14 protein-coding genes are annotated in these 15,265 nt (G+C 68.1%); 8 read left to right on the plus strand and 6 right to left on the minus strand.

What is annotated here, in order from left to right:
- Positions 1-33: 33 nt before the first annotated feature.
- From AC3B6A_RS07170 to mazG, 6 genes are all read left to right on the plus strand, one after another.
- Complete coding sequence (locus tag AC3B6A_RS07170; protein WP_488401598.1) at positions 34-744, plus strand: response regulator transcription factor; 711 nt, start codon at positions 34-36, stop codon at positions 742-744.
- On the plus strand, positions 731-2,092 hold the full coding sequence (locus AC3B6A_RS07175) for a HAMP domain-containing sensor histidine kinase (RefSeq protein ID WP_488401599.1): 1,362 nt from the start codon (positions 731-733) through the stop codon (positions 2,090-2,092). Before AC3B6A_RS07170 ends, AC3B6A_RS07175 begins: the two co-directional genes overlap by 14 nt.
- Positions 2,093-2,183: 91 nt before the next feature.
- Positions 2,184-3,083 (plus strand): cysteine synthase CysM, encoded by a 900-nt coding sequence (gene cysM / locus AC3B6A_RS07180; protein ID WP_488401600.1) that lies wholly within the window; start codon positions 2,184-2,186, stop codon positions 3,081-3,083.
- Between the two features lies 1 nt (position 3,084).
- Positions 3,085-4,437, plus strand: a complete 1,353-nt coding sequence (gene rlmD, locus AC3B6A_RS07185; protein WP_488401601.1) for a 23S rRNA (uracil(1939)-C(5))-methyltransferase RlmD — start codon at positions 3,085-3,087, stop codon at positions 4,435-4,437.
- Positions 4,438-4,529: 92 nt separating this feature from the next.
- Positions 4,530-6,788, plus strand: coding sequence for a GTP diphosphokinase (relA, locus tag AC3B6A_RS07190; RefSeq protein ID WP_488401602.1), 2,259 nt, complete (start codon positions 4,530-4,532; stop codon positions 6,786-6,788).
- Complete coding sequence (mazG, locus tag AC3B6A_RS07195) at positions 6,781-7,614, plus strand: nucleoside triphosphate pyrophosphohydrolase (protein ID WP_488401603.1); 834 nt, start codon at positions 6,781-6,783, stop codon at positions 7,612-7,614. Before relA ends, mazG begins: the two co-directional genes overlap by 8 nt.
- A 137-nt stretch (positions 7,615-7,751) precedes the next feature.
- Here mazG and AC3B6A_RS07200 read toward each other — a convergent pair whose 3' ends face one another.
- Positions 7,752-8,684 (minus strand): aspartyl/asparaginyl beta-hydroxylase domain-containing protein, encoded by a 933-nt coding sequence (locus AC3B6A_RS07200; RefSeq protein ID WP_488401605.1) that lies wholly within the window; start codon positions 8,682-8,684, stop codon positions 7,752-7,754.
- 152 nt (positions 8,685-8,836) lie between these two features.
- Between AC3B6A_RS07200 and AC3B6A_RS07205 the strand changes: the two genes are divergently transcribed.
- Positions 8,837-9,376 carry a DUF2058 domain-containing protein gene (locus AC3B6A_RS07205; RefSeq protein ID WP_488401607.1) on the plus strand — a complete coding sequence of 180 codons (540 nt, stop codon included), beginning with the start codon at positions 8,837-8,839 and terminating at the stop codon, positions 9,374-9,376.
- A 125-nt stretch (positions 9,377-9,501) separates the two neighbouring features.
- Here AC3B6A_RS07205 and AC3B6A_RS07210 read toward each other — a convergent pair whose 3' ends face one another.
- From AC3B6A_RS07210 to AC3B6A_RS07225, 4 genes are all read right to left on the minus strand, one after another.
- On the minus strand, positions 9,502-10,842 hold the full coding sequence (locus AC3B6A_RS07210) for an outer membrane protein transport protein (protein WP_488401609.1): 1,341 nt from the start codon (positions 10,840-10,842) through the stop codon (positions 9,502-9,504).
- Positions 10,843-11,027: 185 nt separating this feature from the next.
- Positions 11,028-11,507, minus strand: a complete 480-nt coding sequence (locus AC3B6A_RS07215; RefSeq protein ID WP_488401611.1) for a hypothetical protein — start codon at positions 11,505-11,507, stop codon at positions 11,028-11,030.
- Between the two features lie 181 nt (positions 11,508-11,688).
- Positions 11,689-12,342: a tetratricopeptide repeat protein gene (locus AC3B6A_RS07220; protein ID WP_488401613.1), complete on the minus strand. Its 654-nt coding sequence runs from the start codon at positions 12,340-12,342 to the stop codon at positions 11,689-11,691.
- A gap of 113 nt (positions 12,343-12,455) precedes the next feature.
- Positions 12,456-13,310: a sulfurtransferase gene (locus AC3B6A_RS07225; protein ID WP_488401615.1), complete on the minus strand. Its 855-nt coding sequence runs from the start codon at positions 13,308-13,310 to the stop codon at positions 12,456-12,458.
- Positions 13,311-13,397: 87 nt separating this feature from the next.
- Between AC3B6A_RS07225 and AC3B6A_RS07230 the strand changes: the two genes are divergently transcribed.
- A complete protein-coding gene (locus tag AC3B6A_RS07230; RefSeq protein ID WP_488401617.1) occupies positions 13,398-14,192 on the plus strand; it encodes a lysophospholipid acyltransferase family protein in 795 nt (264 codons plus the stop codon).
- Positions 14,193-14,196: 4 nt separating this feature from the next.
- Here AC3B6A_RS07230 and AC3B6A_RS07235 read toward each other — a convergent pair whose 3' ends face one another.
- A complete protein-coding gene (locus AC3B6A_RS07235) occupies positions 14,197-15,258 on the minus strand; it encodes an SMP-30/gluconolactonase/LRE family protein (protein WP_488401618.1) in 1,062 nt (353 codons plus the stop codon).
- Positions 15,259-15,265: the final 7 nt, after the last annotated feature.

The raw sequence follows: 15,265 nt of genomic DNA on the forward strand, positions 1-15,265 counted from the left end.
ACTCCGTGCAATTGCTAATCACTCTTATTTGATATGAATGCATTTTCCTCCCCGGGGCAGCGCCTGCTGGCCATCGAGGACGATCCGACCCTCGGCGCGCATCTCGCCGCCCACCTGCGCGGGCGCGGTTTCGCCGTGACCTGGTGCCGGAATGGCGACGCGGGGCTGGCCGAGGCGCGCGGCGGCGGTTACGACCTGGTGCTGATGGACATCATGCTGCCGGGCGTCGGCGGCCTGGACATCCTCCGCACCCTGCGGCGCGAGCGGTCGGTGCCGGTGATTCTGATGTCCGCCCTGGGCGCCGAGCAGGACCGCATCGCCGGCTTCTCCCAGGGCGCCGACGATTACCTGCCCAAACCCTTCAGCCTCGCCGAGCTGAGCGTGCGGGTCGACGCCGTGCTGCGCCGCGTGGCGCTGGAGCGCGGCGTGCAAGCGCCGCGGGATGGCGGCGACGGCCTGCGGCTGGACGGCGACAAGGCCGACGCCAGCCTCGACGGCCGCTGGGCGGGGCTGACCGCCAGCGAGTTCCGCCTGCTCGAGACCTTCCTCGCCAGCCAGGGCGAGACCCTGAGCAAGGCCTTCCTTTACCAGCACGTCCTGCACCGCGCCTACACCGCCCACGACCGCGCCCTGGACATGCACGTCAGCCACCTGCGCCGCAAGCTGCAGGCCATCGGCTACCTGCGTCACCAGCTGCACACGGTGTGGGGCAAGGGCTACGTGCTGCGCGATGGCGATGGCTGAGGTTCCCGGGCGGCACTCGCTGTTCTGGCGGCTGGCGGTCGCGCTGGTGGCGTTCTGCCTGCTGCTGATCTGGCTGTCCTGGTCCTGGGGCAAGCAGATGGAACGGCAGAGCTACTACCTGTCCGCCGAGGCGCGGGAAGTCCTCGGCGGCTACGCCCGCGAGGCGGAGCAGGCCTGGCGTTCCGGCGGCGGCGCCGGCGTCGACGCCTGGCTGGCGCGGATGCGCCGGCGCGAAGCGAGCTGGGTGACGGTGGTCGACGCCCGCCTGCAGACCCTGGGCAGCGTGCCGCTGAGCGCGGAGGAGGTCACCCGCCTGACCTTCCAGCGCGGCCTGGACTGGCCGGTGAGCTCGCGCTCGGCGCGGCTGCCCTACATCGGCATCCCGTTCCCCGGCGAGCCGGGCGCGGGCCGCCTGGTGCTGCAACTGCCGGCGCGCTTCCAGCCCGGCGGTTTCACGCTGGTCCGCCAGTCGGTGAGCCACGGCCTGCTGCCCGCCGTGCTGGCGCTGCTGCTGTGCGCCTTGCTCTACCGGCATCTGGTGCGCCCGCTGGCGCGGCTGCGCGAGCACGCCAATGCCCTCTCGGCCGACGACCTGGGATCGGTGGCCGGCCCCGAGCTCGGCAGGCGCCGCGACGAACTGGGCGAGCTCGGCCGCGCGCTGGACCACATGGCCGAGCGCCTGCGCGGCTACGTGGGCTTCCAGCGCCAGTTGCTGCGCGACCTGTCCCACGAGCTGCGCACCCCGCTCAGCCGCCTGCGGGTGGCGGGCGACAGTCCGATCAGCGAGGCGGCGCTGCGCCGGCGGGTCGAGCGCGAGGTGGAGGTGATGCAGCGCCTGGTCGCCGACACCCTGGAACTGGCTTGGCTGGATACCGAGCGGCCGCGCCTGGCCCAGGAGGACATCGAGCTGCGCTCGCTCTGGGAGCTGCTGGTGGACGACGCCCGCTTCGAAGCGGGCTGGGCGCCGCAGCGCTTCCTTTATCGGCTGCCGGCTGGCTGCCGCGTCCGGGGCGACCTCAATGGCCTGGCGCAGGCGCTGGAGAACCTGCTGCGCAATGCCATCCGGCACTCGCCGGAGAATGGCTGCATCCGCCTGGACGGCTGCCGAGAAGGGCAGGACTGGCACCTCTGGCTGGAAGATGACGGCCCCGGCGTGCCCGAGGCTGATCTCGAACGCATCTTCCAGCCCTTCACCCGGCTCTCAGCCGCGCGCGGCGAGGCGGGTTTCGGCCTGGGCCTGAGCATCGCCCGCAGCTCGGTGCGCCTGCAGGGCGGCGAGCTCTGGGCGGACCACGCCGGGGCGGGCCTGCGCGTGCATGTGCGGTTGCCCGCCGCCGCTGGGCCCTGAGCGTTCGCGCATGGCTTGTGAGGAACTTTCGTATGGCGCGCCGCGGTTTGCCGGTATCATAGGTGGCCTGGTTTCAGATCCGAGTACTTCCATGACCGTGCAGTATCCGACTATCGCCGATTGCGTCGGCAATACCCCGCTGGTGCGCCTGCAACGCTTGCCCGGGAATACTTCCAACACTCTGCTGGTGAAGCTCGAGGGCAACAACCCCGCGGGTTCGGTGAAGGATCGCCCGGCGCTGTCGATGATCACCCGGGCCGAACTGCGCGGCGACATCCAGCCCGGCGACACGCTGATCGAAGCCACCTCCGGCAACACCGGCATCGCCCTGGCGATGGCGGCGGCGATCAAGGGCTACCGCATGATCCTGATCATGCCGGACAACTCCACCGCCGAGCGCAAGGCCGCCATGACCGCCTACGGCGCCGAGCTGATCCTGGTGACGAAGGAGCAGGGCATGGAAGGCGCCCGCGACCTCGCCGACCAGATGCAGCGCGAAGGCAAGGGCAAGGTGCTCGACCAGTTCGCCAACGGCGACAACCCCGAGGCCCACTACTATTCCACCGGCCCGGAAATCTGGCAGCAGACCGGCGGCGAGATCACCCATTTCGTCAGCTCCATGGGCACCACCGGCACCATCATGGGCGTGTCGCGCTACCTCAAGGAGCAGAACCCGGCCGTGCAGATCGTCGGCCTGCAGCCGATGGAAGGCTCGTCCATCCCCGGCATCCGCCGCTGGCCGCAGGAATACCTGCCGAAGATCTTCGACGCCGCCCGCGTCGACCGCGTGGTCGACATGCAGCAGAGCGAAGCCGAGGACGTGATGCGTCGCCTGGCCCGCGAAGAGGGCATCTTCTGCGGCGTGTCCTCCGGTGGTGCGGTGGCGGCCATGCTGCGCCTGTCCCGGGAACTGGAAAATGCCACCCTGGTGGCGATCATCTGCGACCGCGGCGACCGCTACCTGTCCTCGGGCGTGTTCGACCCGCACTGATATGGCCAAGCAGAGATCCGGCCTGCGCTTCCAGCCCAGCGGCGGAGCGCGGAGCCCAGCGGTGCCGGTGGGCAAGAAGCAGCGCCTGGACATCGAGCGCCTGGCCCACGACGGCCGCGGCATCGCCCACGCCGACGGGCGCACCTGGTTCGTCGCCGGCGCCTTGCCCGGCGAGGCGGTGGAGGCCCGCGTGCTGTCCGCCCGCAGCCAGGTGGCCGAGGCGCGCTGTGAGCGCGTCTTGAGCGCCGCCGCCAACCGCCGCGCCGAACCCTGCCCGGTGGCCGGCACCTGTGGCGGCTGCAGCCTGCAGCACCTGCCGCATGCCGATCAACTGGCGCTCAAGCAGCGCACCCTCGCCGAACAGCTGGAACGCTTCTCCGGGCTGACCCCGGAGGAATGGGCCGCGCCGTTGGTCGGTCCGGAATTCGGCTACCGCCGCCGCGCGCGCCTCGCCGTGCGCTGGGACGTCAAGGCCAAGCGCCTGGAAGTCGGCTTCCGCGCCGCCGCGAGCCAGGCCATCGTCGCCTTCGACGACTGCCTGGTGCTGGTGCCCGAGCTGCAATCCCTCGCCCGTGAACTGCCGGAACTGCTGCGCGGCTTCGCCCGTCCGCAGGCCCTCGGCCACGTCGAACTGTTCCACGGCAGCGCCAGCGCGCTGCTGCTGCGGCACATCGAACCGCTGGCCGCTGGCGACCTGGCGCGACTGCAGGAGTTCTGCTCGGCACGCGATGTGCAGTTGTGGCTGCAGGGCGACGGGGAACCGGCACCGCACTCCGGCGACCCGGAGCTGGGCTACCGGCTGGAAACCTGGGACCTGACCCTGGCCTACCGCCCCGGCGACTTCGTCCAGGTGAACGCGCCGGTCAACCTGGCGATGGTCGTGCAGGCGCTGGAGTGGCTGGCGCCGCGGGCGGACGAGCGGGTGCTGGACCTGTTCTGCGGCCTGGGCAACTTCGCCCTGCCGCTGGCGCGCCAGGTCCGCGAAGTGGTCGGGGTGGAGGGCGTGCCGGCGATGGTCGAACGCGCCGCCGCCAACGCCCGGGTCAACGGACTGGCGAATGTCCGGTTCCACCAGGCGGACCTGTCGAAACCGCTTGCCGGCGCCCCCTGGGCGGCGGAGGATTTCACCGCCGTGCTGCTCGATCCTCCGCGAGACGGAGCCTTCGAGGCGGCGCGGGAAATGCGTTCACTGGGCGCCGAGCGGGTACTTTATGTGTCCTGCAACCCGGCGACCCTGGCGCGCGACGCAGGCGAACTGGCCCGGCAGGGCTATCGCCTCAAGCGCGCCGGCATCCTCGATATGTTCCCGCAGACGGCGCATGTCGAGGCCATGGCTTTGTTCGAGGCAGGCTAGGACGGCCTGCGCAATCCGACCGGCCCGAGTGAAAATAAAGGCCGGCGCTGTGAGCGGTGCACCGTGGGGCACCGTGGGGAAGGGTAGACACGATGGTACAGGTGAGAGCGCACCAGCCGGTCAACACCGACGGCAGCATCAACCTCGAGGCCTGGCTGGACCATGTCCAGACCCTGGTCCCGGTACTGGATCGCAAGGTCCTGCTGGAAGCCTGCGAATTCGCCCGCGAGGCGGAGGACAAGGCGGTCAGCAACGTCGCCAACGGCTGGGCGGACGGCACCTCCAGCTTCCAGACGGGCCTGGAGATCGCCGAGATCCTGGCCGACCTCAAGCTCGACCAGGAATCCCTGGTCGCCGCGGTGATCTACCGTGGCGTGCGCGAGGGCAAGGTCAAGCTGGAGGAGGTGCAGCAGCGCTTCGGTCCGGTGGTGGCCAAGCTGATCGAGGGCGTGCTGCGCATGGCGGCGATCAGCGCCAGCCTCAACCCCCGGCAGTCGATGGTGCTCGGCACCCAGACGCAGGTCGAGAACCTGCGCAAGATGCTGGTGGCCATGGTCGACGACGTGCGCGTCGCGCTGATCAAGCTGGCCGAGCGCACCTGCGCGATCCGCGCGGTGAAGAACGCCGACGAGGAAAAACGCCACCGCGTGGCCCGCGAGGTGTTCGACATCTACGCGCCGCTGGCCCACCGCCTGGGCATCGGCCACATCAAGTGGGAGCTGGAGGACCTGTCCTTCCGCTACCTCGAACCCGACCAGTACAAGCAGATCGCCAAGCTGCTGCACGAGCGCCGGCTGGACCGCGAGCAGTACATCGCCACCGTGATGCAGCAGCTCAAGGACGCCCTGGCCGCGACCGGCATCAAGGCCGACCTCTCCGGCCGCGCCAAGCACATCTATTCCATCTGGCGGAAGATGCAGCGCAAGGGCCTGGACTTCAGCCAGATCTACGATGTGCGCGCCGTGCGCGTGCTGGTGCCGGAAATGCGCGACTGCTACACCGCGCTGGGCATCGTGCACACCCTGTGGCGGCACATTCCCAAGGAATTCGACGACTACATCGCCAACCCCAAGGAAAACGGCTACCGCTCGCTGCACACCGCGGTGATCGGCCCCGAGGGCAAGGTGCTGGAAGTGCAGATCCGCACCCATTCCATGCACGAGGAAGCCGAGCTGGGCGTGTGCGCGCACTGGCGCTACAAGGGCACCGACGTCAAGGCCAGCTCCAACCACTACGAAGAGAAGATTTCCTGGCTGCGCCAGGTGCTTGAGTGGCACGAGGAACTGGGCGACATCGGCGGCCTGGCCGAGCAGCTGCGGGTGGATATCGAGCCCGACCGGGTCTACGTCTTCACCCCCGACGGCCACGCCATCGACCTGCCCAAGGGCGCCACCCCGCTGGACTTCGCCTACCGCGTGCACACCGAGGTCGGCCACAACTGCCGTGGCGCCAAGATCAACGGCCGCATCGTGCCGCTGAACTACAGCCTGCAGACCGGCGAGCAGGTGGAAATCATCACCGGCAAGCAGAGCGGGCCGAGCCGCGACTGGCTGAACCAGAACCTGGGCTACGTCACCACTTCGCGGGCGCGGGCGAAGATCGTCCACTGGTTCAAGCTGCAGGCGCGCGACCAGAACGTCGCCGCCGGCAAGGCCATGCTCGAACGCGAGCTGGGCCGCCTGGCGCTGCCGCCGGTGGACTTCGAGAAGCTCGCCGAGAAGGCCAACTACAAGACCGGCGAAGACCTGTTCGCCGCCCTCGGCGCCGGCGACCTGCGCCTGGCCCACGTGGTCAGCTACGCGCAGCAGCTGGTGGAGCCGGAGCGCGGCAGCGAGCAGCTCGAACTGATCCCGCGCAAGCCGAGCAAGATCGGCCACGGCAAGCGCGGCGACATCCAGATCCAGGGCGTCGGCAACCTGCTCACGCAGATGGCCGGCTGCTGCCAGCCGCTGCCGGGCGACCCGATCGTCGGCTACATCACCCTCGGCCGCGGCGTGACCATCCACCGCCAGGACTGCGCCACCGCGCTGCAACTGGCCGGCCGCGAGCCGGAGCGGATCATCCAGGTCAGCTGGGGCCCGGTGCCGGTCAGCACCTACCCGGTGGACATCGTCATCCGCGCCTACGACCGCTCCGGCCTGCTGCGTGACGTGTCCCAGGTGCTGCTCAACGAGCGCATCAACGTGCTGGCGGTGAACACCCGCTCGGACAAGGAAGACAACACCGCGGTGATGCGCCTGACCATCGAGATCCCCGGTCTCGACGCGCTGGGGCGCCTGCTGGCGCGGGTTTCCCAGCTGCCCAACATCATCGAGGCGCGCCGCGACCGCGCGAGTGGCAAGGATGTATAAGCTCGACGACCTGCTGCACCTGATGGCCCGCCTGCGCGACCCGCAGCACGGCTGCCCGTGGGACCTGAAGCAGAGCTACGCGAGCATCGTCCCCTACACCCTCGAAGAGGCCTACGAAGTCGCCGACGCCATCGAGCGCGGCGACTTCGGCCACCTGCGCGAGGAACTGGGCGACCTGCTCTTCCAGGTCGTCTACTACGCGCAGCTGGCGCGGGAGGAGGGGCGTTTCGAGTTCGACGCGGTGGTCGATGGCATCACCACCAAGCTGATCCGCCGCCATCCCCACGTGTTCCCCGATGGCGACCTGTACGGCACGCCGGACCCGGTGAAGCTGGCGGAAGCCGCGGTCAAGCAACGCTGGGAAGAGCTCAAGGCCGAGGAGCGCGCCGCCAAGGCCGCCGAGCCGGTGCAGCTGTCCCTGCTGGACGACGTGCCCCACGCCCTGCCGGCGCTGAGCCGCGCCAACAAGCTGCAGAAGCGCGCCGCCCAGGTCGGCTTCGACTGGGCCGACGCCCTGCCGGTGGTGGACAAGGTCCGCGAGGAGCTGGACGAGGTGCTCGAAGCCATGGCCGGCGGCGACACCGAGGCCCAGGCCGAGGAAGTGGGCGACCTGCTGTTCGTGGTGGTCAACCTGGCGCGCAAGCTCAAGGTCGACCCGGAAACCGCCCTGCGCGCGGCCAACGCCAAGTTCGAACGGCGCTTCCGCTACATCGAGACCGCCCTGCGCGACCAGGGCCGCACGCTGGAAGACAGCAACCTGGAAGAGATGGACGAGCTCTGGGGCGCGGCCAAGCGCGACGAAAAGAATCCGCTCAGCTGCGGATGAGTCGTCCCGCCCATGAAAAAGCCCCGCAGTCGCGGGGCTTTTTCATGGCTCTTCGTAGGAGCGAGCTTGCTCGCGAACAGAGTTTCCGGCAGCGCCGGCATAAAGCGGTTCGCGAGCAAGCTCCTACGAAAAGCGGATCAGCCGAGCATCCAGCGCAGCAGCTCGACCAGCAGCACCGCCGCCAGGACCGGCCGGCCGATGCGGTAGGCCTTGGGATAGCGGCGCTTGAACACCTTCACCTGGCTGCCGATGGCATTGCCGAAGCGGATCAGCACCGAATAGGCCTGGTTGATCCCGCCGACGCGCTCGCCCTCGACGTTCTGCGGCGCGGTGGCGCGCCCGAGGAAGGCGCTGACGTGGCGGTTGATGCGGGTCAGCAGCGGCGACTTGAGCGGGCGTTCGACGTCGCAGAAGAGGATCAGGCGCGATTCGTCGGTCTCGTTCTTCACCCAGTGCACGAAGGTCTCGTCGAACATCACGTCCTGGCCGTCGCGCCAGGCGTAGGGCTCGCCGTCGACGAAGATGCGGCAGTCGTCGGAGTTCGGCGTGGCCAGGCCCAGGTGATAGCGCAGCGAGCCGCCGTAGGGATCGCGGTGCTTGTTCAGGTGGCTGCGCGGCGGCAGGCGGGTGAACATGGCGCCCTTGACGTTGGGGATGCTGCTGACCAGCTCCACGGTCTTCGGGCAGAGTTGCTGGGCCGAGGGCAGCGGGCCGTCGTACCAGGTCAGGTAGAAGCGCGTCCAGCCCTTCTTGAAGAAGGAGCCGAAGCCGGCCTCGTTGTTGTTCAGGGCGTCGCGGATGTAGCCCTCGTCGAACAGCCTCTCGGCTTCCTCGCGGATCATCTGCCAGTTGTCGCGCAGCTTATCCAGCTCGGGGAAGCGCTCGCGGTCCAGGTACGGCTTGGACGGCACGCTGGAGTTCAGGTACATCAGCGAGTTGTACGGGGCGAACCAGGCGGAGTGGTTCACCACCTGGCGCAGGAAGGGCAACCGTACCTTGCCGCGCAGGTGCACGTAGAGGATGGCGACGAGGAAGAGGGCAAGGATCGCGAAGACGATGAGCTTGATCATGGGGGCCCTGGATTGAGTGAAATCGAGCTGGGCACTTGCGCGGCGCACGCACAGGCCCGAGGATTATACCCCCTGTGGAACGGCTCGCCGCAGCTATGCGTTGGTCGGGTCGTTGTCCTGCATCACCCTGGGCTGTTGGAGAGCCTTACCCAATGAGCATGTCGTTACGTGACCAGCTGCTGAAAGCCGGGCTGGTCAGCGAGAAGCAGGCCAAGCAGGCCGGCAAGCAGAAGCAGAAGCAGCAGCGCCTGGAGCACAAGAACCAGGCGCAGAAGGACGACAGCCAGCGTCAGGCCGCCCAGCAGGCGCAGGCCGAGAAGCAGGCCCGCGATGCCGAGCTGAATCGCCAGCAGCAGGAAAAGGCCGACAAGAAGGCCAGGACCGCGCAGATCAAGCAACTGATCGAAGGCACCCGCCTGCCGAAGCTGGATACCGAGGACTACTACAACTTCGTCGACGCGAAGAAGGTCAAGCGCATCGCGGTGAACGACCTGATCCGCGACAAGCTCAGCCGCGGCAGCCTGGCCATCGTCAGCTACGACGGCCGCTACGAGATCGTCCCGCGCGATGCCGCGTTGCGCATCAAGGAGCGCGACGAGCGGCGCATCGTGCTGCTCAACGAGCCCAGCGGCGAGCCGGACGACGACGATCCGTACAAGGATTACGTGGTGCCCGACGACCTCATGTGGTGAGGCCGCTCCTGCCTCCTGGCAGGCCGATCTGCCGCATGCGCGGGGCCGCCGACGTGGCGGCCTGAATCGCGGGCAAGAAAAAGCCGGGCATCTGCCCGGCTTTTTCGTTTCTCGCCGCGCGGCTATCAGAAGCGATAGGTCAGCTGGGCGGTCAGGCCGTGGGCGCTGTTGTCGTACTTGGCGCTGTAGGCCGGCTGGACCGGAACGCCCGAGATGGACTCGCCTTTCTGGTTCACACCGGCGGTGTTTTCCCACAGGTAGGCGTAGGCCACGTCGATGGTCATGTCGGCGGTGGGCGAGTAGCCGGCGCCCAGGGTGAAGATCTTGCGATCGCCCACCGGGATACGCACGTTGCGGTTCTCGTTGTCGGTCGGCGACGGGTCGTAGGCCAGGCCGGTACGCAGCACCCACTGCTGGTTCAGCTGGTAGGAGGTGCCCACGGAGAAGGACCAGGTGTCCTTCCACTTCAGGTCTTCGCTGATGGTGCCGAAGATGGCGTCACCCACCGGGGTCATGCCGCTGTTGCGCACGTCGAGGGTGTCCAGGCGGCTCCAGCGGGTCCAGGTGGTACCGGCGTAGACGGTCCACTGGTCGTCGAACTTGTGGGTGATGGAGGTATCCACCGATTCCGGCAGGGTGATGTCCAGCTTGGCGTCGTACTTGCCGTTGACCTGGCCGCCCAGGGTGCCCGGGAGCGGCACGCCCAGCAGGCCCAGCGGTACGTTCGGCACGTTGCCGAACTTGGTGTGGCCCTTGAGGTGGTAGTCGACCTTGGAGTGGTAGGTCAGGCCCCAGGTGGTGTCATCGGTCAGGTCGACCATGACGCCGAGGTTGTAGCCCAGCGCGGTGTCGTCGCCCTTGATGCTGATGCTGGCATCGCCGCTGCCGCCCACTAGCTGGTTGATGCCAGCGGTGTTCAGCTCGTTCTCCAGCTTGCCGTCGATGCGGTTGATGGTCGGGCCGAAGCCGACGGACACGCGATCGTTGATCTTGTAGGCGATGGTCGGCTGCAGGGTGATTACCTGGACCTTGCTGTAGGAGCCCAGGGCGCGGCCGGCGAAGCTGCTTTCGTAGTCGTTGATGATGCCGTAGGGCACGTAGACGCCGAAGCCGAAGGTGAAGTCCTCGTTGATCGGCGTGGAAATGTAGCCGAAGGGAACGGCGGCCAGGGGTACGGAGTCGCCCTTGTTGGTGCCGTTCGGCGAGCCGCCCTTGGCCTGGCTGATGTCGTCCTTGGCGTCGACAATCGCGAGACCGCCACTGATTTCGGTGCGCTTGAGCTTGGACAGACCGGCCGGGTTGCCGTACACGGTGCTGGCGTCGAGCGCGGAGGAGGCGCGGCCGGCGTAAGCGGTACCGGCACCGCTGGCACTTTGTTCGTTGATGGCGATGCCGTTGGCAAATGCCTGGGCAGAGGCAGCGCTAATGGTCAGTGCGAGCGTGGTCTTGAGCCATGTTGTTTTCATTGTTAGAGCAACTCCTGTGTTAAACGGCACGCACGCTACCAAGATTCCCAGGTCTTGGGTAGTGTCCGGAAAGTGCTCTAAATTGGGCCTTACCGCTCAAACAAGCGTTCTATCGGCGCCTTTTCCGTTCGTTACCGTATGTAAAAAATCTGACCGATCGGTCATTCGGGAACTCCTGCCTCCACTCAGGCCACCTTATCGAGATTTCCGACGTAACTGTGCCAGGCGTCGACGAAGTCGTGCAGGCGTCCGTGGGGGTGGAATACCCGCCGCCAGACCCGGGCCAGGCCCAGGGGATCGTTGGCGTGGGGCAGGGGGATGCGCTCGGCCTCGACCATCATCCAGGCGATGGCGGTGCTGTAGCGCAGGTTCACCGTGAGCTCCAGGTGAGGGGCGTCGAGGAAGGCGTGCTGGCTGGCCAGCCCGCGAACCCGGCTGGCCAGATCCGGGTCGCAGGCCAGATAGCAGTCCCAGAGGTTCTGGTGACGGCTTTCACCGATGCGGTACAGGCCATGGCCATGGCTGTCACCCAGCGCACTCCCCAGCGCCGACTGACAGGCTGCTGCCCCCAGCAGCAGGGCTTCCGCTGCGACGCTATGCCGCTCCAGATACAGCAGGGTGGGGCGGATCACAAAATGGCACAGGTCGTTGGCGGCAATTCCCATGACATCCTCGTTCTCGGTGACCGGCGGGGCTGGGCGACTTGGCAGCTTCTAGTGATTTTCCTGGCCCCGCCGGAAGCGGACTTAGCCGCTCGATTTGAAGTGTAGTGCGATAATTGTGCTGTAAAGGCCTGTTTTTAAATTGTTTTGATGGCGCAGCTATAATCCATATTCCCTCAGGCAATTAGATGCTGGGCGGCAGTTCGGGCATTTCCTCGAGTATTTCCTCGGCCTCCTCGTGCCCCTGGTCCGCCGCGCGCTGGTACCAGAGACGGGCCTGCGCGGGGTTCCTGGCCACCCCGCGGCCCTTGGCGTAGCGCTCGGCCACGGCGAACTGGGCATCCACGTCGCCCTGCTCGGCCGACTTGCGGTACAGCGCGAAAGCCTTCTTGTCGCTGCGGGTCACCCCGGTGCCGTTCTCGTACATGATCGCCAGGTTGTACTCGGCGTCCTTGTCGCCCTGGTCGACCGCCTTCTGGTACCAGTACACGGCCTTCTCCGCATTGCGTTCCACGCCGTCGCCGCTGTCGTAGGCATTGCCCAGGTTGTACTGGGCGCAGGCGTGGCCCTGTTCGGCGGCCTTGCGGTACCAGTACGCGGCCTTCTCGTAGTTCTGCTCCAGCTCGTCGCTGCCGGCGTCGTATTCCAGGCCGAGGCTGTACTGGGCGGTGGCGTGGCCGGCGTTGGCCGCCGCCACCAGTTCGTCGCCATAGAGGTCGGACCAGCGGTCCTCGATGGCGCAGGGCGTGGCCTCCAGGGTGGCGGCCCGGGCCGGCGTGGCGACCCACAGGCACAGCAGGGCGGCGGCGAGCAGGGTGTGGTGGAGGCGGGTGGGCATGGGTTCACTCCTTTGAAAAGTGGGCATGAGTCTGGCGCATGCCCAGGTACCTATCCATCGGAACACAGGCGCCTGGCAGGGTCCGTCTTCCGTTTTCGCTGTGGGACGGCCGGTCAGTCGCCCTTGGCCACCGGACGTTTCGAGTCGGTGATCCATTCGCTCCAGGAGCCGGCATACAGGCGTCCCAGCGGATAGCCGGCCAGGCTCATGGCGAACAGGTTGTGGCAGGCGGTGACGCCGGAGCCGCAGTAGGCCACCAGGTCCTGCGCCGGGCGCCCGCGCAGCAGGCTGGCGAAGCGCTGGTGCAGGTGTTCCGGGCGCAGGAAGCGGCCGTCGCTGCCGAGGTTGTCGGTGAAGGCCGCGCATTGCGCGCCGGGGATATGGCCGGCGACCGGGTCGATGGGCTCCACCTCGCCACGGAAGCGCGGCAGCCCGCGGGCGTCGATCAGCGGCAGGTCGGACTCGCCCAGGCGCGCGCCGAGGGCGTTGGCGTCGATCAGCAGGCTGTTGTCCGGCTTGCCCCGGAAGTCGCCGGGGTGCAGCGGCGTCTCGGCGGTGGTCAGGCGCAGGCCGGCGGCGCGCCAGGCGGCGAGGCCGCCGTCGAGCAGGTAGACGCCCTCGCGCTTGCCCAGCCACAGCAGCAGCCACCAGGCGCGGGCGGCGAAGGCGCCGGGGCCGTCGTCATAGAGCACCACTTCGCTTTCCGCGTTCAGTCCCCAGGTGCGCAGGCGTTCCAGCAGCCGCTGCGGATCGGGCAGCGGGTGACGGCCGGTCACGCCGGGGATGACGGGCGCGGAAAGGTCCTTGTTGAGGTCGGCGAAGTGGGCGCCGGGGATGTGGTTTTCCTGGTAGCTGCGCGCACCGTAGGCGGGATCGTCGAGGGAAAAGCGGCAGTCGAGCAGGACCAGGTTCGGGTCATCGAGGCGGGCGGCCAGTTGCTCGGGGGTGAGCAGGCGGGCGTAGGTCATGGGCGCATTCCTGTGTCGTGACGGGGCTTGGACGCATCATAAGACTTGTATCGCGAACAAGTTACTGTCGGTAGGGAATTGGCGAACATGCTCAACCTGCAATCGGAGCCGCGCAAGGCCGGCCCGCTGCGCGTCGCCCTGGTGGGCCTGGCGACCGTCCTGATCACCCTGGGCTACAGCGTCCGCGTGCTGGCGCTCGGCGCCGTCGGCCGGTTGCGCCGCAGCCGGGTCGACGGCTTCACCCGCGACTGGTCGGGCAGCCTGCTGCGCCTGACCGGCGCGCGCCTGAGCCGCCACGGCGAGGTACCGGACTTCGGCGACGGCCGCCGCTACATGATCCTCTGCACCCACTCCAGCTTCTACGACATCCCGGCGATCTTCGTGACCATGCCCGGCTCGATCCGCATGCTGGCGAAGAAGGAGCTGTTCGCGGTGCCGATCTGGGGCGCGGCCATGCGCGCGGCGGAGTTCCCGTCCATCGACCGGCACCATCGCCACCAGGCCATGGCCGACCTGGCCAGGGCGCGGGAGATGATGGAAAGCGGCATCGTCCTCTGGGCGGCGCCCGAGGGCACTCGCTCCCGGGACGGCAAGTTGCAGCCGTTCAAGAAAGGCTGCTTCCGCCTGGCGCAGCAGACCGACGCGGTCATCGTCCCGGTGGCGATCCGCGGCATCCAGCAATTGCTGCCGGCCGGCGGCCTGAAGCTGAATCTCGGCATGCCGGTGGAAGTGCACGTCGGCGAGCCCATCGACTCCACCGCGTTCGCCGGCGAGGGTGTGGACGCGCTGATGGCCGAGGTGCGCGAACGCATGCAGGCGCTGCTGGAGCCCTCCGCCGCGCCCGCCCGGGCGACTGCCCGCGAGGCGCAGTCGCCGGCGTGAGCCGTCAGCGCAGTATCAGCCGGCCAATGCGGTCGTTCTCCAGGCTGCCGAGGTAGAGCGCATCGCCCACCGGTTTCACCGAGGTGATCATGCGCAGGTGCTCGCCGCTGGTGTCGTGCAGGCTGCGCACGATCCGGCCCTGCTCGTTCAGCGCGATCGCCAGGCCGTAAGGCACCGGCTTGGGCAGGAAGGCGCGCGGCAGCTTGGTCAGCTGGCGCTTGAGCCAGGGGAGCTGCTGGATCAGGTCGGCATCGGCCTTGCGCGGCGTGGGCAGGGCGACCCAGAAGGTGCCCTTGCGGTCGCTGGCGAGGTTGTCCGGCAGCCCCGGCAGGTTGTCGATGAAGACGTCATGCTGCCCGGCCTTCTCGCCCTTGAGCCAGTAGCGGGTGATGCGGTAGCGGTAGGTCTCGTTGACCAGCACGAAGTCTTCCTGCTGCGACAGCGCCACGCCGTTGGCGAAGTACAGGTCCTTGAGCAGCACCTCGGTCCTGCCGCTGGCCGGGTCGTAGCGCAGCAGGCGGCCGTGGGGGCGGGCTTCGAGCAGGTCCAGGAGGTAGTCCGGCTGGTGGAAACGACTGGATGCGTCGCTGAAATAGATGCGTCCGTCGCTGGCGATGTCGAGGTCGTCGGTGAAGGCGAAGGGCACGCCGTCGGCCGAGTCGGTCAGCACGCGGATCGTGCCCTGCGGGTCGATCTGCAGCAGGCCCTTCCAGGCGTCGGCGACGATCAGGTTGCCGGCCTTGTCGAAGGCCAGTCCCAGCGGCCGGCCACCGGTCTCGACGAAAGTCTGCGCCTTGCCGTCGGCGCCGATGCTGACGATGCGGCCGTCCGCCAGGCCGGCGAAGACGCGGCCCTGGGCATCCACCGCGGTGTCCTCGGGCCCGTGGATCTGGCCCTGGGCGAGCAGTTCGGCCTTCATCAGGGTGTCGTTGGGCTCCATCACGCCGGTCATCGGCGGAGCCTCGGGCGGCGTCCAGGCCAGCGGATCGATGGGGCTGGGGGTGAACGCCAGGTAGACGGCCAGGGCGGCGGCCAGCAGGACGACCAGCCCGAAGAGCTTCTTCATGGGGAGC

The sequence above is a fragment of the Pseudomonas sp. B12(2026) genome, from assembly GCF_057767015.1.

Coding starts and splice junctions, on each gene's coding strand:
- AC3B6A_RS07170 (WP_488401598.1), top strand. CDS start 34: ATGAATGCATTTTCCTCCCCGGGGCAGCGCCTGCTGGCCATCGAGGAC.
- AC3B6A_RS07175 (WP_488401599.1), top strand. CDS start 731: ATGGCGATGGCTGAGGTTCCCGGGCGGCACTCGCTGTTCTGGCGGCTG.
- cysM (WP_488401600.1), top strand. CDS start 2,184: ATGACCGTGCAGTATCCGACTATCGCCGATTGCGTCGGCAATACCCCG.
- rlmD (WP_488401601.1), top strand. CDS start 3,085: ATGGCCAAGCAGAGATCCGGCCTGCGCTTCCAGCCCAGCGGCGGAGCG.
- relA (WP_488401602.1), top strand. CDS start 4,530: ATGGTACAGGTGAGAGCGCACCAGCCGGTCAACACCGACGGCAGCATC.
- mazG (WP_488401603.1), top strand. CDS start 6,781: ATGTATAAGCTCGACGACCTGCTGCACCTGATGGCCCGCCTGCGCGAC.
- AC3B6A_RS07200 (WP_488401605.1), bottom strand. CDS start 8,684: ATGATCAAGCTCATCGTCTTCGCGATCCTTGCCCTCTTCCTCGTCGCC.
- AC3B6A_RS07205 (WP_488401607.1), top strand. CDS start 8,837: ATGAGCATGTCGTTACGTGACCAGCTGCTGAAAGCCGGGCTGGTCAGC.
- AC3B6A_RS07210 (WP_488401609.1), bottom strand. CDS start 10,842: ATGAAAACAACATGGCTCAAGACCACGCTCGCACTGACCATTAGCGCT.
- AC3B6A_RS07215 (WP_488401611.1), bottom strand. CDS start 11,507: ATGGGAATTGCCGCCAACGACCTGTGCCATTTTGTGATCCGCCCCACC.
- AC3B6A_RS07220 (WP_488401613.1), bottom strand. CDS start 12,342: ATGCCCACCCGCCTCCACCACACCCTGCTCGCCGCCGCCCTGCTGTGC.
- AC3B6A_RS07225 (WP_488401615.1), bottom strand. CDS start 13,310: ATGACCTACGCCCGCCTGCTCACCCCCGAGCAACTGGCCGCCCGCCTC.
- AC3B6A_RS07230 (WP_488401617.1), top strand. CDS start 13,398: ATGCTCAACCTGCAATCGGAGCCGCGCAAGGCCGGCCCGCTGCGCGTC.
- AC3B6A_RS07235 (WP_488401618.1), bottom strand. CDS start 15,258: ATGAAGAAGCTCTTCGGGCTGGTCGTCCTGCTGGCCGCCGCCCTGGCC.